At 72.5% G+C, this 25818-nt stretch carries 25 protein-coding genes and 1 riboswitch; of the genes, 14 read left to right on the top strand and 11 right to left on the bottom strand.

The window, feature by feature from the left end:
- Positions 1-9 precede the first annotated feature (9 nt).
- The 4 genes from carA to pyrR all read right to left on the bottom strand — a co-directional run bounded on the left by carA (position 10) and on the right by pyrR (position 4130).
- Complete coding sequence (gene carA / locus FHS13_RS06385) at positions 10-1152, bottom strand: glutamine-hydrolyzing carbamoyl-phosphate synthase small subunit (RefSeq protein ID WP_184288973.1); 1143 nt, start codon at positions 1150-1152, stop codon at positions 10-12.
- 50 nt (positions 1153-1202) lie between these two features.
- A complete protein-coding gene (locus FHS13_RS06380) occupies positions 1203-2501 on the bottom strand; it encodes a dihydroorotase (protein ID WP_184288957.1) in 1299 nt (432 codons plus the stop codon).
- A 97-nt stretch (positions 2502-2598) separates the two neighbouring features.
- Positions 2599-3507 carry an aspartate carbamoyltransferase catalytic subunit gene (locus tag FHS13_RS06375; protein ID WP_184288954.1) on the bottom strand — a complete coding sequence of 303 codons (909 nt, stop codon included), beginning with the start codon at positions 3505-3507 and terminating at the stop codon, positions 2599-2601.
- Positions 3507-4130, bottom strand: coding sequence for a bifunctional pyr operon transcriptional regulator/uracil phosphoribosyltransferase PyrR (gene pyrR / locus FHS13_RS06370; RefSeq protein WP_184288951.1), 624 nt, complete (start codon positions 4128-4130; stop codon positions 3507-3509). Before pyrR ends, FHS13_RS06375 begins: the two co-directional genes overlap by 1 nt.
- Positions 4131-4630: 500 nt before the next feature.
- Here pyrR and bldD point away from each other — a divergent pair, with 500 nt between their 5' ends.
- Both bldD and FHS13_RS06360 read left to right on the top strand, forming a co-directional pair.
- On the top strand, positions 4631-5125 hold the full coding sequence (gene bldD / locus FHS13_RS06365; protein WP_184288948.1) for a transcriptional regulator BldD: 495 nt from the start codon (positions 4631-4633) through the stop codon (positions 5123-5125).
- A gap of 238 nt (positions 5126-5363) precedes the next feature.
- Complete coding sequence (locus FHS13_RS06360) at positions 5364-5975, top strand: GNAT family N-acetyltransferase (protein WP_343064922.1); 612 nt, start codon at positions 5364-5366, stop codon at positions 5973-5975.
- Here the strand turns inward: FHS13_RS06360 and metF are convergent.
- Positions 5890-6750, bottom strand: coding sequence for a methylenetetrahydrofolate reductase [NAD(P)H] (gene metF / locus FHS13_RS06355; RefSeq protein WP_246404729.1), 861 nt, complete (start codon positions 6748-6750; stop codon positions 5890-5892). The genes FHS13_RS06360 and metF overlap by 86 nt on opposite strands.
- A 222-nt stretch (positions 6751-6972) precedes the next feature.
- Here metF and FHS13_RS06350 point away from each other — a divergent pair, with 222 nt between their 5' ends.
- From FHS13_RS06350 to FHS13_RS06340, 3 genes are all read left to right on the top strand, one after another.
- Positions 6973-8052 carry a polyprenyl synthetase family protein gene (locus FHS13_RS06350; RefSeq protein WP_184288942.1) on the top strand — a complete coding sequence of 360 codons (1080 nt, stop codon included), beginning with the start codon at positions 6973-6975 and terminating at the stop codon, positions 8050-8052.
- A gap of 133 nt (positions 8053-8185) precedes the next feature.
- A complete protein-coding gene (locus FHS13_RS06345) occupies positions 8186-9487 on the top strand; it encodes a DUF418 domain-containing protein (protein WP_184288939.1) in 1302 nt (433 codons plus the stop codon).
- A gap of 65 nt (positions 9488-9552) precedes the next feature.
- Complete coding sequence (locus tag FHS13_RS06340; RefSeq protein ID WP_184288935.1) at positions 9553-10446, top strand: SDR family oxidoreductase; 894 nt, start codon at positions 9553-9555, stop codon at positions 10444-10446.
- An 8-nt stretch (positions 10447-10454) separates the two neighbouring features.
- Here the strand turns inward: FHS13_RS06340 and thiE are convergent, their stop codons facing one another.
- Together thiE and FHS13_RS06330 are read right to left on the bottom strand one after the other, a co-directional pair.
- Positions 10455-11123 (bottom strand): thiamine phosphate synthase, encoded by a 669-nt coding sequence (thiE, locus tag FHS13_RS06335; protein ID WP_184288932.1) that lies wholly within the window; start codon positions 11121-11123, stop codon positions 10455-10457.
- Between the two features lie 75 nt (positions 11124-11198).
- Complete coding sequence (locus tag FHS13_RS06330; protein WP_184288914.1) at positions 11199-11558, bottom strand: Rv2175c family DNA-binding protein; 360 nt, start codon at positions 11556-11558, stop codon at positions 11199-11201.
- A gap of 109 nt (positions 11559-11667) precedes the next feature.
- A riboswitch (TPP riboswitch) is annotated at positions 11668-11778 on the top strand.
- A 30-nt stretch (positions 11779-11808) separates the two neighbouring features.
- Between FHS13_RS06330 and thiO the strand changes: the two genes are divergently transcribed.
- The 7 genes from thiO to thiI all read left to right on the top strand — a co-directional run bounded on the left by thiO (position 11809) and on the right by thiI (position 19594).
- A complete protein-coding gene (thiO, locus tag FHS13_RS06325; RefSeq protein WP_184289217.1) occupies positions 11809-13011 on the top strand; it encodes a glycine oxidase ThiO in 1203 nt (400 codons plus the stop codon).
- Positions 13002-13217, top strand: a complete 216-nt coding sequence (gene thiS, locus FHS13_RS06320; protein ID WP_184288913.1) for a sulfur carrier protein ThiS — start codon at positions 13002-13004, stop codon at positions 13215-13217. The genes thiO and thiS overlap by 10 nt, the downstream gene beginning before the upstream one ends.
- Complete coding sequence (locus FHS13_RS06315) at positions 13214-13990, top strand: thiazole synthase (protein ID WP_184288910.1); 777 nt, start codon at positions 13214-13216, stop codon at positions 13988-13990. The genes thiS and FHS13_RS06315 overlap by 4 nt, the downstream gene beginning before the upstream one ends.
- A 270-nt stretch (positions 13991-14260) precedes the next feature.
- A complete protein-coding gene (gene pknB, locus FHS13_RS06310; protein WP_184288907.1) occupies positions 14261-16204 on the top strand; it encodes a Stk1 family PASTA domain-containing Ser/Thr kinase in 1944 nt (647 codons plus the stop codon).
- A gap of 39 nt (positions 16205-16243) precedes the next feature.
- Positions 16244-16897: a response regulator gene (locus FHS13_RS06305; protein ID WP_184288904.1), complete on the top strand. Its 654-nt coding sequence runs from the start codon at positions 16244-16246 to the stop codon at positions 16895-16897.
- 149 nt (positions 16898-17046) lie between these two features.
- Complete coding sequence (locus tag FHS13_RS06300; RefSeq protein ID WP_184288902.1) at positions 17047-18072, top strand: 6-phosphofructokinase; 1026 nt, start codon at positions 17047-17049, stop codon at positions 18070-18072.
- Between the two features lie 238 nt (positions 18073-18310).
- Positions 18311-19594: a tRNA uracil 4-sulfurtransferase ThiI gene (gene thiI, locus FHS13_RS06295; protein ID WP_184288899.1), complete on the top strand. Its 1284-nt coding sequence runs from the start codon at positions 18311-18313 to the stop codon at positions 19592-19594.
- A 176-nt stretch (positions 19595-19770) separates the two neighbouring features.
- Here the strand turns inward: thiI and aroF are convergent, their stop codons facing one another.
- Positions 19771-20817 (bottom strand): 3-deoxy-7-phosphoheptulonate synthase, encoded by a 1047-nt coding sequence (gene aroF, locus FHS13_RS06290; protein ID WP_184288896.1) that lies wholly within the window; start codon positions 20815-20817, stop codon positions 19771-19773.
- 361 nt (positions 20818-21178) lie between these two features.
- On the opposite strand from aroF, the gene FHS13_RS06285 reads away from it, so the two are divergent.
- On the top strand, positions 21179-21808 hold the full coding sequence (locus FHS13_RS06285) for a molybdopterin-dependent oxidoreductase (protein ID WP_420221564.1): 630 nt from the start codon (positions 21179-21181) through the stop codon (positions 21806-21808).
- A 23-nt stretch (positions 21809-21831) separates the two neighbouring features.
- Here FHS13_RS06285 and macS read toward each other — a convergent pair whose 3' ends face one another.
- The 3 genes from macS to FHS13_RS06270 are packed head-to-tail and all read right to left on the bottom strand — an operon-like array spanning position 21832 to position 24608.
- The gene (gene macS, locus FHS13_RS06280; RefSeq protein WP_221442487.1) at positions 21832-22974 is read right to left on the bottom strand and encodes a MacS family sensor histidine kinase; all 1143 of its coding nucleotides are present in this window, start codon (positions 22972-22974) and stop codon (positions 21832-21834) included.
- A 3-nt stretch (positions 22975-22977) separates the two neighbouring features.
- A complete protein-coding gene (locus FHS13_RS06275) occupies positions 22978-23808 on the bottom strand; it encodes a hypothetical protein (RefSeq protein ID WP_184288887.1) in 831 nt (276 codons plus the stop codon).
- Complete coding sequence (locus FHS13_RS06270; protein ID WP_184288884.1) at positions 23805-24608, bottom strand: alpha/beta fold hydrolase; 804 nt, start codon at positions 24606-24608, stop codon at positions 23805-23807. Before FHS13_RS06270 ends, FHS13_RS06275 begins: the two co-directional genes overlap by 4 nt.
- 326 nt (positions 24609-24934) lie before the next feature.
- Here FHS13_RS06270 and FHS13_RS06265 point away from each other — a divergent pair, with 326 nt between their 5' ends.
- Positions 24935-25762: a lysophospholipid acyltransferase family protein gene (locus FHS13_RS06265; RefSeq protein WP_184288881.1), complete on the top strand. Its 828-nt coding sequence runs from the start codon at positions 24935-24937 to the stop codon at positions 25760-25762.
- Positions 25763-25818: the final 56 nt, after the last annotated feature.

Genomic DNA, 25818 nt, shown 5'->3' with positions numbered 1-25818 from the left:
TTCCTTTGACTACTCGGCAGCCGGAGCGGGCTGGGCGGACATCAGGTCGATGAACTCGTCGAAGAGCTCGGCGGCGTCATGGGGGCCCGCGGCGGCCTCCGGGTGGAACTGGACGCTGAACACGGGGCGGTCCAGCAGCCGCAGGCCCTCGACGACCTGGTCGTTGAGGCCGATGTGGCTGACCTCGGCCCGGCCGTAGGGGGTGTCGAAGGGGCCGTCGAGCGGGGCGTCGACGGCGAAGCCGTGGTTCTGGCTGGTGATGGCGACCTTTCGGCTGCGGGTGTCGATCACCGGCTGGTTGACGCCGCGGTGGCCGAAGGGCAGCTTGTAGGTGCCCAGGCCGAGCGCGCGGCCCAGGAGCTGGTTGCCGAAGCAGATGCCGAAGAGCGGCTTGCCCGCGTCGAGGACGCCGCGCACAGCGGCGACGGGGACGTCCGCGGCGGCGGGGTCGCCGGGGCCGTTGCTGAAGAAGACGCCGTCCGGGTCGAGGGCGAGGATGTCCTCGGCGGTGGCGTCGGAGGGCAGCACGGTGACCCGGCAGCCGCGTTCGGACAGCCGCCGGGAGGTCATGGCCTTGATGCCCAGGTCGACGGCGGCGACGTGGAAGCGGGCCTCCGTTCCCTCGGGCGGCAGGACCTCGTAGGGCGTGTCGGTGCTGACCTCGCCGGCCAGGTCGGCGCCGGCCATGGGAGGCTGCTCCAGGACGCGGGCCAGCAGCCGCTCGGGGTCGGTCTCGACGGTGCTGACGGCGGCGCGCATGGCGCCCTTGTCGCGCAGGTGGCGGGTGAGGGCGCGGGTACCGGTCAGGGCGATGCCCACCACGCCCTGGCGGCGCAGCTCCTCGTCGAGGGTGCGCTCGGCACGCCAGTTGGAGGAGATGCGCGCGGGCTCGCGGACGACGTACCCGGCGACCCAGATGCGGCCCGACTCGGGGTCGTCGTCGTTGATACCGGTGTTGCCGACGTGCGGGGCGGTCATCACCACGATCTGGCGGTGGTAAGAGGGGTCGGTGAGGGTCTCCTGGTAACCGGTCATCCCGGTGTTGAAGACGATCTCTCCGAAGGTCTCGCCGGGGGCGCCGAAGGAGCGCCCGCGGAAGACGCGGCCGTCCTCGAGAACCAGGATCGCCGGACCGCCGGTTGCCTCTGACACGTTTCCCCCCTCTGCCGCACCAGGACCGGCCTGGGCGCTTGCTGCGGTGTTCACTGGATCTTGCCCTCCAGGACGGTGGGGGCGCCGCGCAGGAACGTGGCGCGCACCCGGCCGGGCAGGGTCATGCCCCCGAAGGGCGTGTTGCTGCTCTTGGTGACCATGGCCGCTCCGTCGACACCGACGGGCGCGGCGGGGTCGTACAGGACGACGTTGGCGGGTTCACCGACCGCCAGGGGGCGGCCGTGCCCGGTGACGCGGCCGATGCGGGCGGGCGTCGCGGACATGCGCTCGGCCACCTGCTCCCACGTCAGCAGGCCGGTGTCGACCATCGCCTTCTGCACGACGGCCAGCGCGGTCTCCAGTCCGACCATCCCCATGGCGGCGGTGGACCACTCGGTCTCCTTGGCCTCCTTGGGGTGGGGGGCGTGGTCGGTGGCGACGACGTCGATGGTGCCGTCGGCCAGGCCCTCGCGCAGCGCCTGGACGTCATCGGCCGTGCGCAGCGGCGGGTTGACCTTGTAGACGGGGTCGTAGGACTCGACCAGGTCGTCGGTGAGCAGCAGGTGGTGCGGGGTGACCTCGGCGGTGACCTCGCAGCCGCGGGCCTTGGCCCAGCGGATGATGTCGACCGAGCCCCGGGTCGAGACGTGGCACACGTGCAGGCGCGAGCCGACGTGCTGGGCGAGCAGGCAGTCGCGGGCGATGATCGCCTCCTCGGCGACCGCGGGCCAGCCGGGCAGGCCGAGGCGGTCGGAGACGCATCCCTCGTTCATCTGGGCGCCCTCGGTGAGGCGGGGCTCCTGGGCGTGCTGGGCGATCACACCGTCGAAGGCCTTGACGTACTCCAGGGCGCGGCGCATGAGCAGGGCGTCGGAGACGCAGATGCCGTCGTCGGAGAAGACGCGTACGCGCGCGGCGGAGTCGGCCATGGCCCCGATCTCGGAGAGCCGGCGGCCGGCCAGGCCGACGGTGACGGCGCCGACGGGGCGCACGTCGCAGTACCCGGCCTCGCGGCCCAGGCGCCAGACCTGTTCGACGACGCCCGCGGTGTCGGCGACGGGGTCGGTGTTGGCCATGGCGTGGACAGCGGTGTAGCCGCCCATGGCGGCCGAGCGCGAACCGCTCTCGACGGTCTCGGCGTCCTCTCGGCCGGGCTCGCGCAGGTGGGTGTGCAGGTCGACCAGGCCCGGCAGGGCGATCAGACCGCCGGCGTCGACGACCGTGGTGCCCTCGGGGGCCCTCAGGTCGGCGCCGATCGCGGCGACCAGGCCGTCGGCGAGCAGGATGTCGACGGGTTCTCCGCCGAGCGGTCGGACGCCGCGGAGCAGGTGGGGTCGGATGTCGGGCATCGCGGTTTCGGCTTCCTCGTGTTCTCGTGGTGTCGGGAGGTCCGGGCGCCGGGGCCGTGCGGGCGCCTCCGGCGCGGGCGCACGGGCGCCCCGGTGCTCAGGAGCCGCCGAGCAGCAGGTAGAGCACGGCCATGCGCAGGCTGACCCCGTTGGCGACCTGCTCGGTGACGGTGCAGCGCGGGGAGTCGGCGACCTCGGCGGAGATCTCCATGCCGCGCACCATCGGACCGGGGTGCATGACGATGGCGTCCTCCGGCATGCGTGCCAGGCGTTCGCCGTGCATCCCGTAGCCGCGGCTGTACTCGCGTACGGAGGGGAAGAAGGAGTCGTGCATGCGCTCGGCCTGGACGCGCAGCATCATCACCACGTCGGTCTTGGGCAGAACGGCGTCGAGGTCGTAGGAGACCTCGCACGGCCAGGTGTGCACCGAGACCGGAAGGAGGGTGGGCGGTGCGACGAGGGTGACGTGGGCACCCAGGGTGGTGAGCAGCAGGACGTTGGAGCGGGCCACACGGCTGTGCAGGATGTCGCCGACCACGGCCACGCGCAGGCCTTCCAGGCGGCCCAGGCGCGAGCGCATGGTGTAGGCGTCGAGCAGTGCCTGCGTGGGGTGTTCGTGGGTGCCGTCGCCGGCGTTGAGGACCGAGCCGTCGACCCAGCCCGCGAGGCGGTGTGCCGCGCCGGAGGCGCTGTGGCGGATGACGACGCCGTCGGCGCCCATGGCCTGGAGGGTGAGAGCGGTGTCCTTGAGGCTCTCTCCCTTGGAGACGCTGGACCCCTTGGCCGAGAAGTTGACGACGTCGGCGGACAGGCGTTTGGCCGCCAGTTCGAAGGAGGTGCGGGTGCGGGTGGAGTCCTCGTAGAAGAGGTTGACCACGGTGCGGCCGCGCAGGGTGGGGAGCTTCTTGACGGAGCGGTCCCCCACGAGGGCGAGTTCGGCGGCGGTGTCCAGGACGAGGACGGCCTCGTCCCTGCTGAGGTCGCCGGCGGAGAGCAGGTGGCGCATCAGACGTCCTTCCCCTCGGTGGTGCCGGGCCTCGGCCTGGCGGGTCCGAGCAGTACCGCGTCGTCGCCGTCGGTCTCGTCGAGCCGGACGGTGACGCTCTCGCGCAGGGAGGTGGGCAGGTTCTTGCCCACGTAGTCGGCGCGGATGGGCAGCTCCCGGTGGCCCCGGTCGACGAGGACGGCGAGCTGCACGGCGCGGGGGCGGCCCAGGTCGTTGAGGGCGTCCAGTGCCGCCCGGACGGTGCGTCCGGAGAAGAGGACGTCGTCGACCAGGACGACGACGCGGTCGTCGAGGCCGCCCGCGGGGATCTCGGTCCGCTTGAGGGTGCGCACGGGCGCCGAGCGCAGGTCGTCGCGGTACATGGTGACGTCGAGGGAGCCGTGCGGGACGGTGAGGTTCTCGACGAGTTCGATCCGCTCGGCCAGGCGGCGGGCGAGGGGGACGCCGCGGGAGGGGATGCCGAGGAGGGTGACGTCGCGGCCGCCCTTGGTGCGTTCGAGCACCTCGTGGGCGATGCGGGTCAGGGCCCGGTTGATCTCGCTGCCGTCGAGGACGGCACGGGTTCCCGGTACCGGGGAGGTGTCTGCGGGCTCGCTGCCGCCCGCGGGTTTTCGCGCATGCACAACGGTGACCCCTTCCCTGCCTCACTGGACAGGTCGTTAAAGGATGTCGATCGAGCACACGCTACCAGCGGCGATCGGGGGCCTGCGGAGCGGACCCGGCCCCCGAAAGCCTGAATGTGACTCTGATCACGTGCACGGGGAGTGTTCGGCTCTCCTTCGGCACCCATCTGGCCACAGTGCGCATACACCCCAGGAAGGCGGATACGCGAAAACCCCTTGCAGGGAAGCAGTTTCCGTCACAGCGGACTTCCCCACTCGCACCGATCGGCACGGATATGAGAGGAGTCTCACTTACGCACGGTTTGGCCACTGATTAGTCGCGTTTCACCCCAACGGCTTGACCTGAACGGCCACCCCCCATAGCGTCACTGTCTGTAACCACTATCGAGTGGGGTTGCACCCCGTGACCTCTCCGACCGGTCCGCTCCTGCGGCCTGCCGGGCGCGAGCGGACGTCTCCCCACCTCGCCAGCCACTGTCACGGCCGGGAGCGACAAGAAGATGCCATCCGAATACGCCAAGTCCCTCGGTGCGCGGCTGCGCGCCATCCGCACCCAGCAGGGCCTGTCCCTGCACGGGGTGGAAGAGAAGTCCCACGGACGCTGGAAGGCCGTCGTGGTCGGCTCCTACGAGCGCGGTGACCGCGCGGTCACCGTCCAGAAGCTCGCCGAGCTCGCCGACTTCTACGGTGTGCCCATGTCGGAACTGCTGCCCGGAGGCGCCGCGCCCGCGCCCCTCGGCCCGACACCGAAGCTGGTCATCGACCTGGAGCGCATGCAGCAGCTGCCGCAGGAGAAGGCCGGCCCGCTGTCCCGCTACGTGGCCACCATCCAGAGCCAGCGGGGCGACTACAACGGCCGTGTGCTCTCCATTCGCCACGAGGACCTGCGCTCACTCGCGGTCATCTACGACAAGTCGCCCGGCGACCTGACCGAGGAGTTCATCAACTGGGGCGTCCTCGACCCCGAGGCCCGCCGCGCGGTGGACGCCTTCTAAACGGGCATCCGCGGAACGCGCCCGGGCCCGTCCGGCACCCGAGGCCGGCTCCCCAGGAGCCGGCCTCGCTGCGTTCCCGCGGCAGCGGCGCGGCCGGGCACTCCGCACCCCGGCGCCCTCCCGCCTCGCTTCCGCCGGCGGCGGGGAACCGCTCCGGCTCCTCGCCCGGCCTCGCGCGACGCACCCGGATCCCGCTCGTTGCGGGCGGCATCCGCCGGACACGCCCTAATGTGGGTCCGTGCCAGCCGACACCGAGTTGCGCGAACTGGCCCCGGCCGCGTTCGCGCACGCCGTCCCCGCCCTCCTGGAGGTGTACGAGGCGGCGATGAGGCCTCCGCCCCAGCAGCTGCCGGGGCGGGCCGCCGTCATGCACAGCCACGCCCACCACCCCGGCTTCCGCTCGGTCGTCGCCCTGCGTCAGGGGACGCCGATCGGCTTCGCCTATGCCTTCCACGGCCTGCCCGGGCAGTGGTGGCACGACACCGTCGCCATCGGCCTGCGCGCCGCGGCCGGGCACGGCCACACGCGCCACTGGCTCTCCGACGCCCTGGAGATCGCCGAGGTCCACGTCCGTCCCGACGCGCAGGGACAGGGCGTGGGACGCTCGCTCCTGCACGCTCTGTGCGAGGGCAGGCCCGAGCGCACCGCTGTGCTGTCCACCCGCTCGGGGCCGTCGGCGGCCCGGCACCTCTACCGCTCGTGCGGGTTCACCGAGGTGCTGGAGGACTTCACCTTCCCGGGCAGCCCGGACCAGCCCTTCTCCGTCATGGCCGCCCGGCTGCCCCTGACGGGCGCCGCCCGGCGACCTCCCGGTAGATCTCCCTGGTGGCGGTGGACTGGTTCGAGGTGATGAAGTGGATGCCCGGCGCCCCCTCGTCCAGGAGCCGCTCGCACATGCGCTGGGCGTACTCGATACCGAAGGCCCGAACCGCCGCGGCGTCGTCCCCGAAGGAGGCGAAGCGCTCGGCCAGGGCCGCGGGGAAGGGTGCTCCCGAGAGCTGCTCCGACCGGGGGATGAACGAGGTGCGCACCACCGGGAAGACCTCCGGGATGATCGGCACGTCGCAGCCGCGGGCCGCCACGCGGTCGCGCAGGCGCAGGTAGTCCTCGGGGTCGAAGAACATCTGGGTGATGGCGTAGTCGGCGCCGGCCTCGCACTTGCGGACGAAGCGCTCGGTGTCGGTCGCGACGTCCTCCGAACGGGGGTGCTTGTAGGGGAAGGCCGCCACCCCCACGCAGAAGTCGCCGCTGTCCTTGAGGAGCCGGACGAGCTCCTCCGCGTAGGTCAGCCCCTGCGGGTGGGGGATCCACTCCCCGGTCGGGTCACCGGGAGGGTCGCCGCGCACCGCGAGCATGTTGGAGACCCCCGCGTCGGCGAGGCGGCCGATGAGGTGGCGCAGCTCGGCCACGGAGTGCTCGACGAGGGTCATGTGGGCGACGGGCAGCAGAGTGGTGTCGGTCGCGATGCGCTCGGTGGTCTCCACCGTCATGCCCCGGGTGCTTCCGCCGGCGCCGTAGGTGACGGAGACGAAGGAGGGGCCCAGGGCCTCGATCTCACGGATCGCCCGCCAGAGGCGCTGGTTGGCCTCCGGGCTGCGGGGCGGAAAGAACTCGAAGGAGAACATCGGCTCGCCCGTGCGGAGGAGGTCGCGGATGTGCCGCGGCCGGGCGGAGGGACTGCGGGCTGCTGTGGGGCGTGTCGGTGCTGCGAGCATGCCCACAACCTTAGGCGAGTCCTCCTCACCGTGCGGGAACGGCGTCCCGGTATGTGAGATCCCAGGACAAGGTCGCGCCGAGGGGCCGCGCCGCAGGCCGAGCACCTGCGAAACATGCCCTAGTGTGCAGGTATGTCCGCCAGTTCTTCCTCTGCCTCGCCCGTTGCGTCCGTGCGCTCCGCCGTGGACGCCGAGTTGGAGGCCTTCTGCACCGCCCATCGCGCCCAGCTCCTGGAGATCGGCGCGGAACTGGCCCCGGCCATGGACGCGCTGGAGGCGATGCTCGCAGGAGGCAAGCGCCTGCGCCCGACGTTCTGCTACTGGGGCTGGAGGGGGGCCGGCGGCGCGGCCGGCGATCCGCGCGTGTTCCGGGCCGCCGCGGCCCTGGAGTTCCTGCAGGCGTGCGCCCTCGTCCACGACGACGTGATCGACAACAGCGACACCCGCCGCGGGCTGCCCGCCACCCACAAGAGGCTGGCCAAGCTGCACGCGGACCACGGCTGGAACGGCGACAGCGAGGGCTTCGGGCAGGGCGCGGCCGTGCTCATCGGCGACCTGTGCCTGGCCTGGTCCGACGAGATGTACCAGGCGAGCGGTTTCCCGCTGGAGTCCCTCCAGCGGGGCCGGAGCCCCTTCGACGCGATGCGCACCGAGGTGATGGCAGGGCAGTACCTGGACACGTTGGAGCAGGTGCGGGGCACCGAGTCACGCGAGGCCGCGCTGCGGGTGATGCGCTACAAGTCCGCCAAGTACACGATCGAGCGGCCGCTGCACCTGGGCGCCGCCCTGGCGGGACGCCACGAGGAGCTGGCCCCGGTGTACACCGCCTACGGGATCCCCCTGGGCGTGGCCTTCCAGTTGCGCGACGACGTGCTCGGGGTGTTCGGCGACCCGTCCACGACCGGCAAACCCGCGGGCGACGACCTCCGCGAGGGCAAGCGGACCCTGGTGGTGGCCGAGACCCTGGCCCGTTCCGGCCGCGCCGACGCCGACCGCTTCCGCTCCCTGCTGGGGGCGCCGGACCTGTCGATGGAAGCGGTGGAGTGGATGTGCGCCCTCATCGAGTCCTCCGGGGCCCTGGACGCCTGCGAGGAGCTCGTCACCCGGTACTCGGACGAGGCCCTCGCGGCGCTGGAGTCGCCGGCCCTGGACGAGAGCGCCCGGGAGCCGCTGCGCGAGCTCGTGGCCGCGGCCACCCGCCGCGCGCACTGAGGCTGGCCGGGGCCTGCCCGCAAGGCCCTCATGGAAATGTCCGGGGATTCCCGTAAGGGATTCCCGGATGTGCGGACGCCCCTCTCCGGTTACGTTGGCAGCACGAGGCCGACCGGACCGGAGGGACCCTCCCATGACATGGCGAACCCCGCACCGGGGACCGGTGCACACCGGCGAGCGGGCCCTGGCTCCCGACCTGGCGCGCGGCTTCATGCTCCTGTTCATCGCGATCGCCAACTCCGTGTGGTACCTGTGGGCCGGCGACCCGGGGCTCATGAACGTACACCCTGCTCCGGAGGGGGTCCTCGACCGGGCGGCGCAGTTCTTCACCGTGATGGCGGTGGACATGCGCAGCTACCCGATGTTCGCGTTCCTGTTCGGGTACGGCATGGTGCAGTTGGCCACGCGCCAGGAGGCCGCGGGTGCCGACGTGCGGGACGTGAACGCACTGCTGCGCCGCCGCAACCTGTGGCTGATCGTGTTCGGCTTCCTCCACGCCCTGCTCCTGTGGATGGGCGACATCCTGGGGGCCTACGGTGTGGCCGGGCTCCTCCTGGGGTGGTTGTTCCTGCGCCGCAGGCCCGCCACCCAGATGGTGTGGGCATGGGTGATCGTCGGCCTGATGGCCCTGCTGACGGCGTTCGGCCTGGCCGGGCTGGCCTTCACCCTGGCCGGCGGCGACCTGGGAGCCCAGAGCTCCGTCGGAGGCAGCATCACCTCGACCGCGGCCAACATCTCCGATCCCTCGGTCCTGGGGGCGGCGCTGGGACGCATCTCGGCCTGGCCGTTCCTCTCCCTCGGCCAGGCGCTCGGCCTCGCCGTCCCCGCGGCGGTCCTGTTCGGGTTCTGGGCCGCGCGCCGGCGTGTCCTGGAGGAACCGGGCGAGCACCTGTCCCTTCTGCGCCTGACCGCCTTCCTCGGCATCGCCACGGGCTGGCTGGGTGGCCTTCCGGCCGCGCTGGCGCAGATCGGCGTGTGGGACCTGGCCCCCGGACAGGTGGAGATGCTGCTCATGTGGCACATGCTGACCGGTCTGGCCGGAGGCCTGGGCTACATCGCCCTGATCACCCTGGTCGCCCGCCGCCTGGATGCGCGCGGGCGCGCGCACGGCCCGGTCGTGACCGCGATCGTCGCCACGGGCAAGCGGTCCCTGAGCTCCTACCTCGCCCAGTCTGTTCTGTGCGCACCGGTGCTGGCCGCGTGGGGACTGGGCCTGGGCGGGCAGCTGACCGCGTGGACCATGTTCCTGTACGCGGTCGCCGTGTGGCTGGTGACGGTCGCCGCGGCCTACGCCATGGAGCGTGCGGGCGTGCGGGGACCGGCCGAGACGCTGCTGCGCCGTCTGGCCTACCGGCGCGGTTCGCCGGGACGTGCGACCGCTCCCGCCGCCGGTGCGGAACACCTGCGGGAGGACCCGGGGCGCCCCTCTCCCTGACGAGGCGAAAGTCGGGGCGTGCCGCTCAGCCTCCGGCACGCCCTCGTCCTTCAGGATGGGGAGTCATGGGCGACGATCACATGACAAACCACACCATAGGGGTGACCGGGGCAACCGGAGCGGTGGGCGGGCGGGTCGCCGCCCGACTCGCACGTCTGGGGGTGGCGCAACGGCTCATCGTGCGGGACATCAACCGTGCGCCCGAGTACCCGGGCAGCACGGCGGCGATGGCGACCTACGAGGACACGTCCGACTTCGAGCGGGCCTGCCGGGGCGTGGACACGCTCTTCCTCGTCCCCGCCACCGAGTCCGAGAACCGGATCGACGTGCACCTGAGCGCGGTGGACGGCGCTCTCAAGGCAGGCGTGTCGCGGATCGTCTACCTGTCCTTCCTGGGGGCGGGCCCCGCCTCCACCTTCACCTTCGCGCGGACGCACTTCTTCACCGAGGCCCACATCCGGTCGACGGGCCTGACCTACACGTTCCTGCGCTCCAGCCTCTACCTGGACCTCCTGCCCGCGTGGGTCAGTGACCGGGGCGAGGTGCGCGGCCCCGCGGGCGAGGGCAGGGTGGCGTGGGTCTCACGCGACGACATCGCCGACGTGGCCGCCGCGGTGCTGGCCGACCCGGTGGCCGCTGCCGTGTCGGAGGACGCAACCCACGACGTCACCGGCCCCGAGGCGCTCTCCATGGCCGAGACCGCCGAGAAGCTGGGTGCCCTGACGGGCCGCAGCATCCGCTACGTGCCCGAGACCCCGCAGGAGGCGATGGAGGCCCGTCTGGCCGAGGGGATGCCCCTGTGGGAGGCGGAGGGCCGGGTGTCCTCCTACACCGCGATCGCGGCGAACGAGCTGGACGTGGTCGCCTCCACGGTCCAGAAGCTGACCGGCCACCCCGCCCAGTCCATCGAGGGCTTCCTCCGCCGCCACCCCAGTGCCATGTCGCACGTGTTCTGCTGACGCCGGGGTCAGTGCGCGCTGCGCGCCTCCACCCGGGCGCGCAGCGCGGCGGCCGCGGACCTCGGGTCCTCGGCCTCGGTGACGGCGCGCACCACCACGATGCGGCGGGCCCCCGCGTCCAGGACCTGGTCGACGTTGCCCTCGTCGATGCCTCCGATGGCGAACCAGGGGCGGTCGGTGCGCAGCGCCGCGGCGTACTCGACCAGCCCCGTTCCGGCGGCCCGGCGGCCGGGCTTGGTCGGTGTCTCCCAGACCGGGCCCACGCAGAAGTAGTCGCTGCCGACCTCCTCCGCGGAGGCGGCCGCCGCCTCGGGGTCGTTGTTGGAGCGGCCGATGACCGGATCGGCCCCGACGATGTCGCGGGCCATGGGCACCGGCAGGTCGCGCTGACCCAGGTGCAGCACGTCGGCGCGCACGGCGCGGGCGATGTCGGCGCGGTCGTTGACGGCGAGCAGGGCGCCGTGGCGCTCGCAGGCCTCCCGCAGCACCTCCAGGGCGGCGATCTCCTCGCGGGCCTCCAGGCCCTTGTCCCGGAGCTGGATGATGTCCACTCCCCCGGCGAGAGCGGCATCGGCGAACTCGGCGAGGTCGCCGCGCTCCTTCCGGGCGTCGGTGCACAGGTACAGAAGGGATGCGTCCAGGCGCTTGCGCAGGCTGGTTCCGTGGCTGGTCCTCACGCCGACCACCCTAGGCCCTCGGGCGGGCCCGCCCAAAGGAGCGGGACGGCGCGCCCCGCACAGGAGGCGGCCCCGTCAGAAGGCGAGGCCCTGGGCGCGGCGGCGCACCTCGGTGCCCCGGTTGCCGCGCAGGGCCTCCATGGGTGTGCCCGGCAGGGACGCGTCGGGGGTGAACAGCCACCGCAGGGCCTCCTCGGAGGAGAAGCCCGCGTCGCCGAGCAGGACGAGTGTGCCCTGGAGGCCCTTGACGAAGTTGTCGCCGTCGACGAAGGCCGCGGGGATGCACAGCTCTCCGCCCCGGACCACGCCCGCCAGTCGCCCTTCCCGGATGAGTGTCTTGACGGCGTTCGGGCTCACGCCCAGAGGCGCGGCCGCCTCCTTGAGGGTCAGCCACTCGCCGACCAGTGCTTCGATGTCGAGATCGCTCGGTGTCACCCCACCAATCTGCCACACCGGGGGAACAGGGGCGTCCCGGCGGGCCCGGACCGAAGGAGATCCCCGCCACTGATTCCCGCGGCGGGGATGCGTAGGATGGGCCCGAGCATTCACGTCCCGCGGGAGCCGGGGGGACCCGGCTGAGAGGGAGGCTGTCCGCCTCCGACCGCACGAACCTGATCCGGGTCATGCCGGCGAAGGGAGGGGAGACCGCACCGTGCGTACGCAGGAGGACCTCCGGTCCGGAAGGATCCGTCCGCCCGCCGAGGAACACGCGACCGTCGTGGTCGGCGGCGGGCTCGCCGGGCGGGTGACCGCCTGGAGGGCCGCGCAGAGGGGCCTGCGGGTCACCCTGGTCGAGCCCGACCCCGTGACCGCCCCGTCCGCCTCCCGCTCCGCCTCCGCCGTCGCCGCCGGCATGCTCACCCCGGCCACCGAGGCGGTGTTCGGCGAGGAGCCCCTCATGGAGCTCGGGATCCGGTCGGCGGGCATGTACGCCGACTTCGTCGCCGAGCTGGAGGAGGCCTCCGGCATCCGGGTGGGATACCGCACCACCGGCACGCTCCTGGTCGCCTTCGACCGCGACGACCTGGCCGTCCTCACCGAACTGCACGGCCTCCAGGGGCGTCTCGGCGTGCGCGCCGAGCGGCTGACCGGCCGCGAGTGCCGCCGTCTGGAGCCGATGCTCGCCCCGTCGGTGCGCGGCGGCGTGCTCGCCCCGGAGGACCACTCGGTGGATCCCCGGCTGCTGCTGCGCGCCCTCGCCGCGGCCGGGACCCGCGCGGGGGTGGCCGAGGTCCGGGAGCGTGTCGTGGAGATCACGGCGGGCGGCCCCGGTGGCGCACGCCTGGGTGCGGTCCTCTCCGACGGGCGCGTCCTGCCCGCCGGCCAGGTGGTGCTGGCCGCCGGCTGCCGGAGCGACCGCGTGAAGGTTCCCCGGCCGGTGGTTCCGCCGCTGCGCCCCGTCAAGGGCCAGCTGCTGCGCACCCGGGTGCCCGCCGGCGAGCCACCGCTGGTGCACCGGACGGTCCGCGGCCTGGTCCGGGGCTCTCCCGTCTATCTGGTGCCGCGAGCCGACGGCGAGGTGGTCGTCGGCGCCACACAGGAGGAGCGGGGCCACGACACCTCCCTCACCGTCGGCGGCCTGTGGCAGGTGCTCAGGGACGCGCGGGAGCTCGTGCCGGGGGTGGACGAGCTGGAGGTCACCGAGACCTGTGTGGGACTGCGTCCGGGCTCTCCCGACAACGCACCCCTGCTGGGGCCCACCGGGGTCGGTGGACTGCACCTGGCCGGGGGCCACTTCCGGCACGGGGTGCTGCTGGCCCCCGTCACCGGCGAGGCCATGGCGCAGGTCCTCACCGGGGAGGCCCTGCCGGAGTACGCGCGGCGGTTCGCCGCCGACCGCCCGGAGGTGTCCGGGCACACGACGAACTGGGAGCATCAGTGGAACTGACCGTCAACGGCGACCGCCGTGAGACCGCGGACGGCACCACGGTGGAGGCCGTGGTGCGCGACCTGACCGCCTCGGAAGGCGGCCCGGTCCCCGGGGGGATCGCCGTCGCCGTCAACGACGAGGTGGTGCGCCGGGCCGCGTGGGCCGGCACCGTCCTGGAGGCGGGCGACCGCGTGGAGGTCATCACCGCGGTGCAGGGGGGATGAGCGTGACACGGCACACCGACGACCCGCTCGTCGTCGCGGGGGTCTCCTTCGGTTCGCGGCTCATCACCGGCACCGGGGGCGCCCCCTCACTGGACGTGCTCGAGGAAGCACTGGTCGCCTCCGGCACGGAGCTGACCACCGTGGCCCTGCGCCGGATCTCCCCGGGGACCCGGGGGTCGGTATGGGACGTGTTGGAACGCAACGGGATCCGGCCCCTGCCGAACACCGCGGGGTGCTTCACCGCCGCCGATGCCGTGCGCACCGCTCGGCTGGGCCGGGAGGCGCTGGAGACCGACTGGGTGAAGCTGGAGGTCGTGGCCGACGAGCACACGCTGCTGCCCGACCCGGTGGAGCTGCTGGAGGCTGCGGAGCAGCTGGTGGACGAGGGGTTCACCGTGCTGCCCTACACCAACGACGACCCGGTGCTGGCCCGCCGCCTGGAGCAGCTGGGCTGCGCGGCGGTGATGCCGCTGGCCGCGCCGATCGGCTCCGGGCTGGGTATCCGCAACCCGCACAACCTGGAGCTGATCGTGGAGCAGGCGGGCGTCCCGGTGATCGTCGACGCGGGGATCGGCACGGCCAGCGACGCCGCGCTGGCCATGGAGCTCGGCTGCGACGCCGTCCTGCTCGCCACGGCCGTCACACGCGCCCAGGAGCCGGTGCGCATGGCGTCGGCCATGCGCGACGCCGTGCGCGCGGGCCGGAACGCCCGCCTGGCGGGCCGCATCCCGGTACGCCGCCACGCCCGCGCCTCCTCCCCCGACCCCGACTGACCCGCGTCCCCGCGCCGCCCGCCGGAAGGCGGCGCGGACACGGGTTTGGCGCCGTCCCCTACCTTGGAGTGGACGTGTCGTCCCCAGGAGGACGCCGCGAGCACAGAGAACCAACAGCGCGCGTCCGCCCGGCCCGTGGAGGGGCGCGCCGCCGACCGCGGGGCAGATCCTGCGCGGGCTTCCGCTATCGTGTCGGTTCGACACCTGGTGCCGGGTACGCGCCACCGCCGCGACAGCCCGCGCTCCCCGCAGCAAGGACACTACTCCGCCGTGGACATGACGACTTCCGACCCGCTCGTAGGCGAGACGCTGGACCAGCGCTACTTCGTGGAGTCCAGAATCGCCGGTGGCGGGATGGCGACCGTCTACGTCGCCCACGACCTGAGGCTGGACCGACGGCTCGCGCTGAAGGTGATGCACCCCTCCCTCGCCCAGGACCCCACCTTCGTGCAGCGCTTCATCAACGAGGCGCACTCCGTGGCGAAGCTCTCCCACCCCAATGTCGTCCAGGTCTTCGACCAGGGGGAGGACCGGGGCCACGTCTTCCTCGCCATGGAGTACGTTCCCGGCCGCACGCTGCGGGCACTGCTCAAGGAACGCGGGCGCCTGTCTGCCTACGACGCCCTGAACGTGATGGCGCCGGTGCTGGCCGCCCTGGGCGCCGCCCACCAGGCGGGCATGGTGCACCGCGACATCAAGCCCGAGAACGTCCTCATCACCGAGGACGGCCGGATCAAGGTCGCCGACTTCGGTCTGGCCCGCGCGGTGGAGCAGTCCACCCAGGGACTCACCCGCACCGGCACTCTCATGGGCACCGCCGCCTATCTGGCACCCGAGCAGATCGAGCGGGGCACCGCCGACGCGCGTACCGACGTCTACGCGGCGGGCATCATGCTCTACGAGCTGCTCACCGGCAGCCAGCCGCACACCGGTGAGACCCCCATCGCGATCGCCTACCAGCACGTCAACGAGGACGTTCCGCGTCCTTCCCACTTCCTGCCGGGGCTGGCGCCCGAGGTCGACGCCCTGGTCACCAAGGCCACCGAGCGCGACCCCCGCTACCGCCCCGGAAACGCGGGCCAGTACCTGGCCAGGGTTCTGGAGGTGCTGCACGGTCTGCCCGCCGACCAGCGCAAAGGCGGTGCCCCGCTGCCTCCGGTCAACCCCGGTGAGGCGGCCACGGCCTCCGTCACCGCCCCTCAGCTCATCGCGGGCGGCGCCGGACCGGGCACCGAGAACGCCACCATGGTCGTCGACATGGGCGGGTTCGACGAGGGCTACGACGAGTACGGCGACGGTGGCGGGGATCCGCCCCGCCGGGGCCTGCTCATCGGTGTCGGCGCCGCGCTGCTCGCCCTCGTGCTGCTCGCCGGCGGCTGGTGGGTCCTGGTCGGCCGCTTCGAGGAGGTGCCCGACGTGGTGGGGTCCTCCCCCGAGGCCGCGCGTGAGGCCATCCGCACCGAGGGTCTGATCTACGACCTGTCCGAGGAGACCGTCTACAGCGACGACGTCGAGGTGGGCGCGGTCGCCTCCACCGATCCCGAGGCCGGGGAGCGCCTCTCCCCCGGCACCGAGGTCACCGTGCACCTCTCCAAGGGGCCCCAGTACGTGGAGATGCCCGATCTGGTGAAGCAGGACGACTCCGATGCCGTCGAGGCCCTGGAGGATCTCGGCTTCGAGAAGGACTCCATCGTCCGGGAGGAGGTCGACGCCGAGGGCGTGGCCCCGGGCGAGGTGGTGTCCACCACACCGGCCGCGGGCGAGCAGGCCGACCGCGAGGAGACGGTGACCGTCACCGTCAGCCGGGGCATCGAGGTGCCCGCGGTCGGCGGCCAGGAACTGGCGCAGGCCGAGAGCGCCCTGACCTCGCTGGGGCTGGACGTCCAGATCGCCGAGGAGGCGAGCGAGGACGTCAAGGAAGGCCTGGTGATCAGCCAGTCCCCCGACTCCGGCTCCATCGTCGGCGCCGGCGACACGGTCCAGCTCACGGTCTCCACGGGTCCGCCCCCCGTCGAGATCCCCGACGTGGTCGGCATGTCGGTCAAGGACGCCAAGGAGGAACTGGAGGAGGCCGGCTTCAAGGTCAAGGTGGAGCGCATCCTCGGCGGCCGGACCGTGTCCGCCCAGTCCCACGAGGGCGAGGCCCCCGAGGGCACGGAGATCACGATCACCGCGACGCCCTTCGACCTCGGCGAGGACGAGGACGACGACTGACCGGTGCCCTCCCGCCCGGGGCGGGATAAGGTCTCTCGCATGGAGAGCGAGCGGATCCGGGTCCTGGTGGTGGACGACCACCCGATGTGGCGCGACGCGGTCGCGCGCGATCTGGACGAGGCCGGGATCACCGTCGCGGGAACGGCCGGGGACGGCGCCAAGGCGCTGCGCATCGCCCCGGCCGCCCGCCCCACCCTGGCCGTCGTCGACCTGCACCTGCCGGACATGTCAGGGGTGGAGCTCACCGCGGCCCTGGTCGCACTGCCCGAACCCCCGCGCGTCCTGGTGCTCTCGGCCAGCGGTGCCGGCGACGACGTCCTCGCGGCGGTGAAGGCCGGGGCGACGGGCTACCTCGTCAAGTCGGCGGGCCGGGAGGAGCTCCTGGACGCCGTGCGGCGGGTCGACCGCGGCGAGGCCGTGTACACACCGGGGCTGGCGGGCCTGGTGCTGGGCGAGTACCGCAGGCTGTCGTCGGACGAGCGGCGCCCCGAGGCGGCCGCCCCCGCGCTCACCCCCCGCGAGACCGAGGTGCTGCGCCTGGTCGCCAAGGGCCTGGCCTACAAGCAGATCGCGCAGCGCCTGTCGATCTCCCACCGCACCGTGCAGAACCACGTGCAGAACACGCTCACCAAGCTGCATCTGCACAACAGGGCGCAACTGGTCCGCTACGCCATCGACCAGGGACTCGGCTGATCCTCCGCGGCCGGTGACGCCCGTCCGTCCCCGGAGTGAATTCGCACGCTGTTCGCCCCTCGGGGTTGGCCTGAGCTCGCCGGGACCATTATGGTCTAGACCATATGGCGCCATGCGTCACAAGCCACACAACGTCGAGGAGAAGTCGTATGCGTGTCGGGGTGCTGACCGGTGGCGGGGACTGCCCTGGTCTGAACGCTGTCATCCGCGCTGTGGTCCGCAAGGGGATCAAGGACTACGGTTACGAGTTCGTGGGCTTCCGGGACGGCTGGCGCGGTCCGCTCGAGGGTGACACCATGCCCCTGGACGTGGAGGCCGTACGCGGCATCCTCCCGCGCGGCGGCACCATCCTGGGTTCCTCCCGGACCAACCTCATGAAGATCGAGGGCGGTGTCGAGCGGGTCAAGGACAACATGGCCGGGCTCGGCGTGGACGCGCTGGTGGCCATCGGCGGCGAGGACACGCTCGGCGTGGCCCGCCAGCTGCACGACCGCGGCGTCAACGTCGTCGGGGTGCCCAAGACCATCGACAACGACCTCAACGCGACCGACTACACCTTCGGTTTCGACACGGCCGTCAACATCGCCACGGAGGCCATCGACCGCCTCCACACCACCGCGGAGTCGCACCACCGCGCGCTCGTGGTCGAGGTCATGGGCCGCCACGCCGGGTGGATCGCGCTCCACTCGGGTATGGCCGCCGGGGCCAACGTCATCCTCATCCCCGAGCGCCCCTTCGACATCGACGAGGTCGTCAAGCACGTCGAGAGCCGCTTCCGGACCCAGTACGCGCCCATCATCGTGGTCGCCGAGGGGGCCCACCCCAAGGAGGGGCAGATGGAGCTGGCCACCGGCGAGAAGGACTCCTTCGGCCACGTGCGCCTGGGCGGCATCGGTCAGCGCCTGGCCGAGGAGATCGAGCAGCGCACCGGCAAGGAGGCCCGCTCGGTCGTCCTGGGCCACGTGCAGCGCGGCGGCACCCCGAGCGCGTTCGACCGCGTGCTCGCCACCCGCCTGGGCGTCAACGCCATCGAGGCCGTGCACGACAAGTCCTTCGGCAAGATGGTCGGCCTGCGGGGCACCGACATCGTGCGCGTGGACCTGGCCGAGGCCACCGACACCCTCAAGACCGTCCCGGCCGAGCGCTACACCGAGGCCGAGGTCTTCTTCGGCTGACGCGGCGGAACACGCGTCGGCCGGACGGGCGTCGGGCCACGGCCGCCCGTCCGCGGGCCCCCTCCCAGCTCCCTCGGAGGGGGCCCGCGGTGTGTCCGGCCCCCTCTCGGAAAGCGGATGAAGCGGTGGGGAGAATGTCCGATACTGAAAGGACGTCAGTGGTCGTTCCCGGTTCGGACCGCCGTCGCCTCCCACACAGCAGCCGGGACACCAAGACATCCAACCGGAGGTAGCACCCATGACCGCGTCGCTTGAGTCCGCGCCGCTCCCAGTGACCGAGGCCGGGGCCGACGCAGGGCTGGGCGAGCTCTGCGTGCTCATGAAGCTCGGCGAGATCGTTCTCAAGGGCTCCAACCGCAAGCTGTTCGAGCGCCGCCTGCACAACAACATCCGCAACAGCGTGCGCGACCTGGGTGAGATCCGCCTCTCCCAGCGCGGAGCCGGCGTCATCATCGTGCGCAAGCCCGGCGCCTCCGACATCGAGGTCGCCGAGATCGCCGACCGCATGGCCCATGTCATGGGGATCGTGTGGGTGCACCTGGTGCGCCGCGTCGCCAAGGACCTGGACGCCGTCACCGACGTCGCCGTGCGCTCCATGGCCGGACGCACGGGCACCTTCGCCGTGCGCGCCCGCCGCCGCGACAAGCGCTTCGGGATGACCTCCTCCGAGCTGGCCGGACACCTGGGCCACAAGATCATCGAGGCGCACGGCTACAAGGTGAACCTCAAGCGGCCCGACAACACCCTGTTCGTCGAGGTGGACAAGGACGAGGCGTTCGTGTTCACCGACGGCACCCCGGGCCAGGGCGGCCTGCCCGCCGGGATGAGCGGACGCGGCCTGGTCCTGATGTCGGGCGGCATCGACTCCCCCGTGGCCGCGCACCGGATGATCCGGCGCGGGCTCAAGGTGGACTTCCTGCACTTCTCGGGCATGCCCTTCACCGGACCCGAGTCCATCTACAAGGCCTACAGCCTGGTCCGCCAGCTCGACCGCTACCAGGTGGGCTCCCGCCTGTTCGTGATCCCCTTCGGCAAGGCCCAGCAGCAGCTCAAGAGCTCGGGTGTGGAACGGCTGCAGATCGTCGCCCAGCGACGCCTGATGCTCAAGACCGCCGAGGCCCTGGCCGACGACCTGGGGGCGGAGTGCCTGGTCACCGGTGACGCGCTCGGCCAGGTCTCCAGTCAGACCATGGCCAACCTGACGGCGCTGGACGACGCGGTCGACCTGCCGATCCTGCGCCCGCTCATCGGTATGGACAAGACCGAGATCATGGACCAGGCCCGCAGGATCGGGACGCTGGCCATCTCGGAGCTGCCCGACGAGGACTGCTGCACCATGCTGACCCCGCGCCAGGTGGAGACCGCGGCCAAGATCCCCGACCTGCGCCAGATCGAGAAGCGCCTGGACGCCGAGGAACTCGCCGAGCACCTGGTGACCACGGCGCAGATGCACAGGCCCAGCTTCCTGGGCGAGGCGGCCCCGGCCCGACTGGAGACCCGGCCCGCCGCCGTCCGCGCCTGAGCGGGGCCTGCCCCGGGACCCCGGTCCGGGGGCAGGCGCTCCGCCGGAGCACGAGCCGTGGAAGGCGAAGAGGGCCTCCTGGCTCCGGGAGGACACCGCGGTCCCTACCGGCGCCGGAGGCCCTCCTCGTCCGTGTCGGGCGGGGTGGGCGCCACCGGCCCGCGCGGTCAGTACGCCTAGATCCCGGCGAGTTCGAGGCCCGGGGCGGGGGTGAGGGCGCGGCCGGTCAGGGCGGCCAGGGTCCCGATCGCGTCGCGCAGCCCGGCCAGATCCTCCTGCACCAGGGCCTGCGGACCGTCGCACAGGGCGGTCTCGGGACGGGGGTGGACGTCGACGATGACTCCGTCCGCACCGACCGCGACGGCCGCCCGGGTCAGGGGCAGTACCAGGTCGCGCTTGCCTCCCGAGTGGGACGGGTCGACGATCACCGGCAGGTGGGACAGGCTCTGGGCCACGGGAACGGCACTGATGTCCAGGGTGTTGCGGGTGGCCTTCTCGAAGGTGCGGATCCCGCGCTCGCACAGGACGATGTCGAGGTTGCCGCGCTGGGCGATGTACTCGGCGGCCATCAGCCACTCCTCGATGGTGGCGCTCATGCCGCGCTTGAGCATGACGGGCTTGCCGGCGTCGCCGGCGGCCTGGAGGAGGGCGAAGTTCTGCATGTTGCGGGTGCCGATCTGGAGCATGTCGGCGTAGGAGGCGACGAGCTCGACGTCGGCGGCGTCCACGACCTCGGTGACGACCGGCAGGCCGGTCTCCGCGCGCACGTCCGCGAGGATCCTCAGGCCCTCCTCGCCCAGTCCCTGGAAGGCGTAGGGGGAGGTGCGGGGCTTGTAGGCGCCGCCGCGCAGCAGGGACGCGCCGGCCTCCTGTGCCATCCGCGCCGCCTCCAGGGTCTGCTCGGGGGTCTCGACGGCGCACGGGCCGGCGATGAGGGTGACGTTGTCGCCGCCGATCGGCACGCCGCGGACGCTGACGACGCTGCGGCTGTCGTGGTTCTCCCGGCTGACCAGCTTGTAGGGGGCCGAGATGCGCAGGACGTCGCTGACGCCGGGTTTGGCGGCCAGGCCCAGGTCCTGGAACCGTTCGACGTCCCCGACGAGGCCGATGATCGTGCGGCTCACGCCGCGGGTGACGTAGGCCTCTCCCCCGGCCGAGCCGATCAGCTCGACCAGGTCGCTGATGTTGTCGGAAGTGGCGTCCGGTGCCATCACGATGACCATGTGCGTGTCCCTGCCTGTGTGTTGGGTCTGGAGCTGAGCCCCGCGGTGCGTGTCGGACCGCCGGCTCCCGGGACAGCAAAAAGCCCCGGGTCGTCCGGCCCGGGGCTCAAGTCGTCTGTGTCAGCGCAGCGCTCTACAGGCGACCGGGGTGTCGGGCCGGTAGCCATAAAAACGCCAGAAGTTCCGCTGCATGGCAGGAACTATAGCGCACGGCCGGCGGTTGTCCACACACCCGGGTCGACCGACCCCGCTCTTCCGGGCACCTGGCAGGATGGCGGGTGCCGCCTCTGCTCCGCGCGGCGGGGGCGCCCAGGGGTGCCCCGGGAGATCTGGAACCGCGGTGATACGGACGGGGGAAGGTGTGTCCGAGGGGACGGGGAGCGGCAGCCGTTCGGAGGGGACGGCCGTGCCGCCGGGGCAGCGGGTGCGCCTGCACCACAAGCCGATCCACTACGGGCCGGTTCCGCGCTTCCGCGCGGACAGGTGGGACTTCCGCGTCATGGGGGCGACCTCCTCCCTGGGGGTGTACCGGTGGACGTGGGAGGAGTTCGCGCACCTGCCCCGGAGCCGCTCGGTGAGCGACTTCCACTGCGTGGCGCGCTTCAGCGTCCCCGGGATGTCGTGGGAGGGTGTACGCTCCGCCGACCTGGCCGCGGCCGCGCCGCCCGCGCCCGAGGTGACGCATGTGATGGCCTGGGCCGAGTACGGCTACAGTGCGAACCTGCGCCTGGAGGACTTCTTGGCCGAGGGGGTGCTGCTAGCCACCCACTCCGGTGGTGCGCCGCTGGCGAAGGAGCGCGGATATCCGCTGCGCCTGGTGGTGCCGCACCTGTACGGGTGGAAGAACGTCAAGTGGCTGCGCGCCCTGGAGTACATGACGGCCGACCGCCGGGGCTTCTGGGAGGAGCGCGGATACCACAACCGCGGCGAGGTCTGGCAGGAGCAGCGCTTCTTCCACCAGGAGGAACCGGGCCACGGCCCGCCCCTGTGACCGGTCTCCGGGACCGGCCGCCCTCAAGGGCGGGGGATGCGCAGCTCCACCTCGGTTCCCTGCCCGGGGAGCGAGAGGATCTCGGCCGTGCCGCCGAGGTCGCGCAGGCGCCCCTGCACGGACTGCGCCACGCCCAGACGTCCCTCGCGGCGGGCCTGCTCCAGGCGCCCCTCGGGGATCCCGGGGCCCTCGTCGCGTACGGACACCGCCACCGCGTCCCCCTCGTCCTCCACCAGGATCCAGGCGCGCGTGCCCTCGGGGCAGTGCCTGGCGACGTTGTCCAGGGCGGCGGAGACGGCGGCCGCCAGTTCCCGCGCGGTGGGCCCGGGCAGCGTGACGGGGGTGGCCGGCGCGGACACGGCCACCCGCACCGACTCCAGAGGCCGGAGCAGGTCACGCAGGTCCGTCCGGTCGGGGGCGGGCGCGGGGCCGGCCTCGTCCGCCTGGGCGGGATCGGACGTGCCGTCGGTGAGCAGGGCCCGCAGGCGCACCTCCTGCTCACCGGCCATCCGCCCCAGTTCGGCGGCCTCTCCCCCGACCTCGGCACCGCGCCGGCTGACCAGGGACAGCACCTGCAGGACCGAGTCGTGGATCGAGCGGGCCAGCTGCTCGCGCTCGCGCAGCCGGGCCTCCAGGGCCACCGCCTGCGCGAAGCGCTCCTCGGCCTGTCCCGAGATCCGGGCCATGTGGCCGACGGCCAGGCCCGTGAGGAGCAGCAGGACCACACCCCGTGCGGTCGCCGGGGTGACGGCCGCACCCATGAGGGCGCGCAGGAGGAGGTCGGCCGAGCCGTAGAGCAGGGCGACCGCGACGGCGCCGCGGCGTCCCCAGATCACGCTGGCGGCCAGCGCGGCACCCGCGAACCAGTAGCCGCTCAGGGGCGGTGCCTGGGTGAGGTAGAACGGCGTGGCCGCGGCGGCGGTCGCGAACAGGCAGCCAAAGGTCACCGCCAGGTCGACGGTGAGCAGCCGCCAGGTCCGCCGCTCCGGCGCGGCGTAGGCCAGCGCGGTCACCACGGTCCATGCGGCCATGAGGACCAGGACGCCCCAGGCCAGCCAGGGACGGAGCAGGTGTTCGTGGTTGCGGACCAGCAGGAAGAGCGCGTAGACGAGGGAGACGGCGCGGAAGAGGGTGAAGGAGCGCCAGAGGGGGACGTCGAAACCCAGGGCTCAGACCACCGCCCCGTCGTCGGGACCGCCGTCACCGGGGGGACGGCGGTCGTTCATGCGCAGGATGAGCACCACGAAGCAGGCCAGGCAGACCAGCACCGCCAGGAACACGAGCCAGTTGGGGCGGGGAAGCCCCAGGAAGGTGATGCCGAAGACCAGCGCGGGACTGCCCAGGAAGCCGAACCAGGCGGCGATGCCCGTCCTGTCGCCCTGGAGCAGAGGGGGTGGCGGCGGAGGCTCGTAGTGGCCTTCCAGGTCGGCCTCGGTCCGGCGGTCCTCCTCCTCGCGGTCGGGCCCGTCCGCGAGGAGGTCACCGGAGGCGGCGGGCTCCTCGTCCCGGGGAGGGGCGCCGAGGTTCTCGGCGTCGGGCCACGAGCGCAGGTCCCGCTCCGGGGCGTCGTCCTCGTAGAAGCGGGAGACGAGGTCCTTCCACACCTCGTCCTCGCCGGCCCCGGGGGCCGTGTCGGAACCGGTGTTCTCGGACGGCCCCTCCAGGAGGTCGCCGCCGACCGGCGTCCGGGGGTCGGCCGCACCGGCGTCCGGATCCGCGTCCCCGGTCGGCAGCGGGTTCTGCGCTCCGAGGTGGGGAAGTTCGGTGCCGAGAACGCGCTCGGCCTCGGCCCGCTCGTCGGCGTCCACGTACAGGTGGTCGGTGGGCGGGTCCTCCGCTCCCCCGGAGGGTTCGAGGACGTCCTCCTCCAACGGAACGGCGTAGGCGGCGATCCCCTTGCGGCGCAGCGCCTCCAGCATCCTGTCCGCGTGGAGGGGCGCGAGCAGCACCAGGGGCACGTAGGCGTCGGCGAGCAGGCCGTTGCCCCGGCGTTGCGTCATCGCTCGGCTCCTTCTTCCACTCTTCTTCTGCTGTGCTCCCGCACGAAGGCGAGGCTCCCCTCGAAGACGGCGGCGGCGTCGTGGTCGAGGGTCGCCACGTGGTAGCTGTCGTGGAGCAGATGGATCGTCAGCTGTGCACCGACCGCCCTCCTGGCGAGGATACGCAGACTCCGGGGGCCGACGACATGGTCCTGGGGGCTCCGGTAGGCCAGGATCGGCAACCTCAGGCGGGGCATGCCCTCCTGGACCTCGCGCCACAGTTTCGGGAGTGTCGCGGCGGCCGCCGTGGGCACCCGGTCGTAGCCGCCTTCGCTGGTGTCGTCCTTGGACACGTCGTTGCCCAGGCCCGGTGTGGAGGGCATGAGGCGCGCGGCCAGGCGCCGGACCGGGGCGATGACGGGCAGCCTGAGGTCCTCCACGGCCAGGGAGGGGTTGACGAGCACGGCGCCCCGCACGATGCCGGGGTGCCTCTGGGCCAGGCGCAGGGAGAGGGCCCCGCCCATGGACAGCCCCATGGCGAACACCTCGTCGCAGCGCCCGTCCAGGTCCAGCAGGGCCCGCTCCACCTCGGCGAGCCAGTCGTCGCTCGTGGTCGTGTTCATGTCCTGCCAGACCGTTCCGTGTCCGGGCAGCAGGGGCACTTCGACACTGAGCCCCGCAGCGGCCAGGTGCTCGGCCCAGGGCCGCATCGAGTAGGGCGAGCCGGTGAACCCGTGGCAGAGCAGGACGCCCGTCCTCGATCCGCGGTGGCTGAACGGCTCCGCACCGGGGATCGCAGGGGCGGAGTGGATCGTTCTCACGGAGATGCTCCCAGGGAATGCGAGCGGCGCACGGCGACGCTGTGTCGGATCGGCCGGGGCGCGTACCCGCCCCCACAGCCGTAAAGCTAACCTTTCGCCGGGCCGTTTGTCATGGGCGCGCACCAGGGCCCGCCGACGGGCGTCCCCGCGGCCGCGGCGGACCGCGTCCCTTCGCCCGGGTGAGGGGCGTGGCGCGCCGGGGCAGGTGCACTGAGTATCCTTCGTCTGGTCGGGCGCGAGCCCACACGGCAATATCGGCTGAGCGGGACAGTGGACCATGGCAGAGCGTGCCCAGTGCTCCCCGCGTGTGCAGGGGTGATCCGAGGATGTTCTACTGGGTGGTGAAGGCGTTCCTGGGGCCGGTCCTGGCCGTGCTGTGGCAGCCCCGCGCCGAGGGGGTGGAGAACGTGCCCCGCCGGGGGCCGGCCATCATGGTGAGCAACCACCTGTCGTTCTCCGACCACTTCTTCGGCCCGCTGCCGCTGCCGCGGAAGATCACCTTCCTGGCCAAGGCCGAGTACTTCACCGGCACCGGGCTCAAGGGGTTCTTCAGCCGGATGTTCTTCACCGGCGTCGGGCAGATCCCGATCGACCGCTCGGGCGGCAAGGCCAGCGAGGCGGCGCTGCGCACGGGCCTGAGGGTGCTCCGGCGCGGTGACCTGCTCGGCATCTACCCGGAGGGCACCCGCTCCCCCGACGGCAAGCTGTACCGGGGCCGCACGGGCGTGGCCCGCCTCGCCCTGGAGTCGAAGGCGCCGGTCGTGCCGATGGCGATGATCAACCTGGAGAAGATCATGCCCCCGGGCCGGACCGTCCCGAAGCTGGGCATCCGCCCGCACGTGAAGTTCGGCAAGCCGCTCGACTTCTCGCGCTACCACGGCATGGAGGAGGACCCGCGCGTGCTGCGGGCCGTCACCGACGAGATCATGTACGCGCTGATGGAGCTGTCGGGGCAGGAGTACGTGGACCGCTACGCCCAGACGGTCAAGGCGGAGCTGGAGGCGGAGGCCAAGGAGGCCCGCAAGGAGCAGAACGCCGACGAGAAGGAGCGCCGCAGGGCCAGGAGGGCGAGCCGCAAGGAGGAGCGCCGGGCCCGCAAGGAGGCGAGGAAGGACAAGGCCTCCCGCTCCGGACCGGACGCGGAGAAGGACTGAGGGACGCGAGCGGCCCCGGCCCCGGAAAGGGGCCGGGGCCGCTCGCGTCCGGGCCG

The organism is Nocardiopsis algeriensis (assembly GCF_014203695.1).
Taxonomy (GTDB): Bacteria; Actinomycetota; Actinomycetes; order Streptosporangiales; family Streptosporangiaceae; genus Nocardiopsis; species Nocardiopsis algeriensis.
The sequence above is the reverse complement of the archived record's forward strand: the minus strand, read 5'-3'. Positions and strand labels throughout refer to the sequence as shown.

Coding starts and splice junctions, on each gene's coding strand:
- aroF (WP_184288896.1), bottom strand. CDS start 20,817: ATGGTCATCGTGATGGCACCGGACGCCACTTCCGACAACATCAGCGAC.
- FHS13_RS06275 (WP_184288887.1), bottom strand. CDS start 23,808: ATGACGCAACGCCGGGGCAACGGCCTGCTCGCCGACGCCTACGTGCCC.
- FHS13_RS06300 (WP_184288902.1), top strand. CDS start 17,047: ATGCGTGTCGGGGTGCTGACCGGTGGCGGGGACTGCCCTGGTCTGAAC.
- FHS13_RS06315 (WP_184288910.1), top strand. CDS start 13,214: ATGAGCGTGACACGGCACACCGACGACCCGCTCGTCGTCGCGGGGGTC.
- metF (WP_246404729.1), bottom strand. CDS start 6,750: ATGTTCTCCTTCGAGTTCTTTCCGCCCCGCAGCCCGGAGGCCAACCAG.
- FHS13_RS06375 (WP_184288954.1), bottom strand. CDS start 3,507: ATGCGCCACCTGCTCTCCGCCGGCGACCTCAGCAGGGACGAGGCCGTC.
- FHS13_RS06345 (WP_184288939.1), top strand. CDS start 8,186: ATGACATGGCGAACCCCGCACCGGGGACCGGTGCACACCGGCGAGCGG.
- thiI (WP_184288899.1), top strand. CDS start 18,311: ATGACCGCGTCGCTTGAGTCCGCGCCGCTCCCAGTGACCGAGGCCGGG.
- FHS13_RS06380 (WP_184288957.1), bottom strand. CDS start 2,501: ATGCCCGACATCCGACCCCACCTGCTCCGCGGCGTCCGACCGCTCGGC.
- FHS13_RS06265 (WP_184288881.1), top strand. CDS start 24,935: ATGTTCTACTGGGTGGTGAAGGCGTTCCTGGGGCCGGTCCTGGCCGTG.
- FHS13_RS06340 (WP_184288935.1), top strand. CDS start 9,553: ATGGGCGACGATCACATGACAAACCACACCATAGGGGTGACCGGGGCA.
- FHS13_RS06305 (WP_184288904.1), top strand. CDS start 16,244: ATGGAGAGCGAGCGGATCCGGGTCCTGGTGGTGGACGACCACCCGATG.
- bldD (WP_184288948.1), top strand. CDS start 4,631: ATGCCATCCGAATACGCCAAGTCCCTCGGTGCGCGGCTGCGCGCCATC.
- FHS13_RS06350 (WP_184288942.1), top strand. CDS start 6,973: ATGTCCGCCAGTTCTTCCTCTGCCTCGCCCGTTGCGTCCGTGCGCTCC.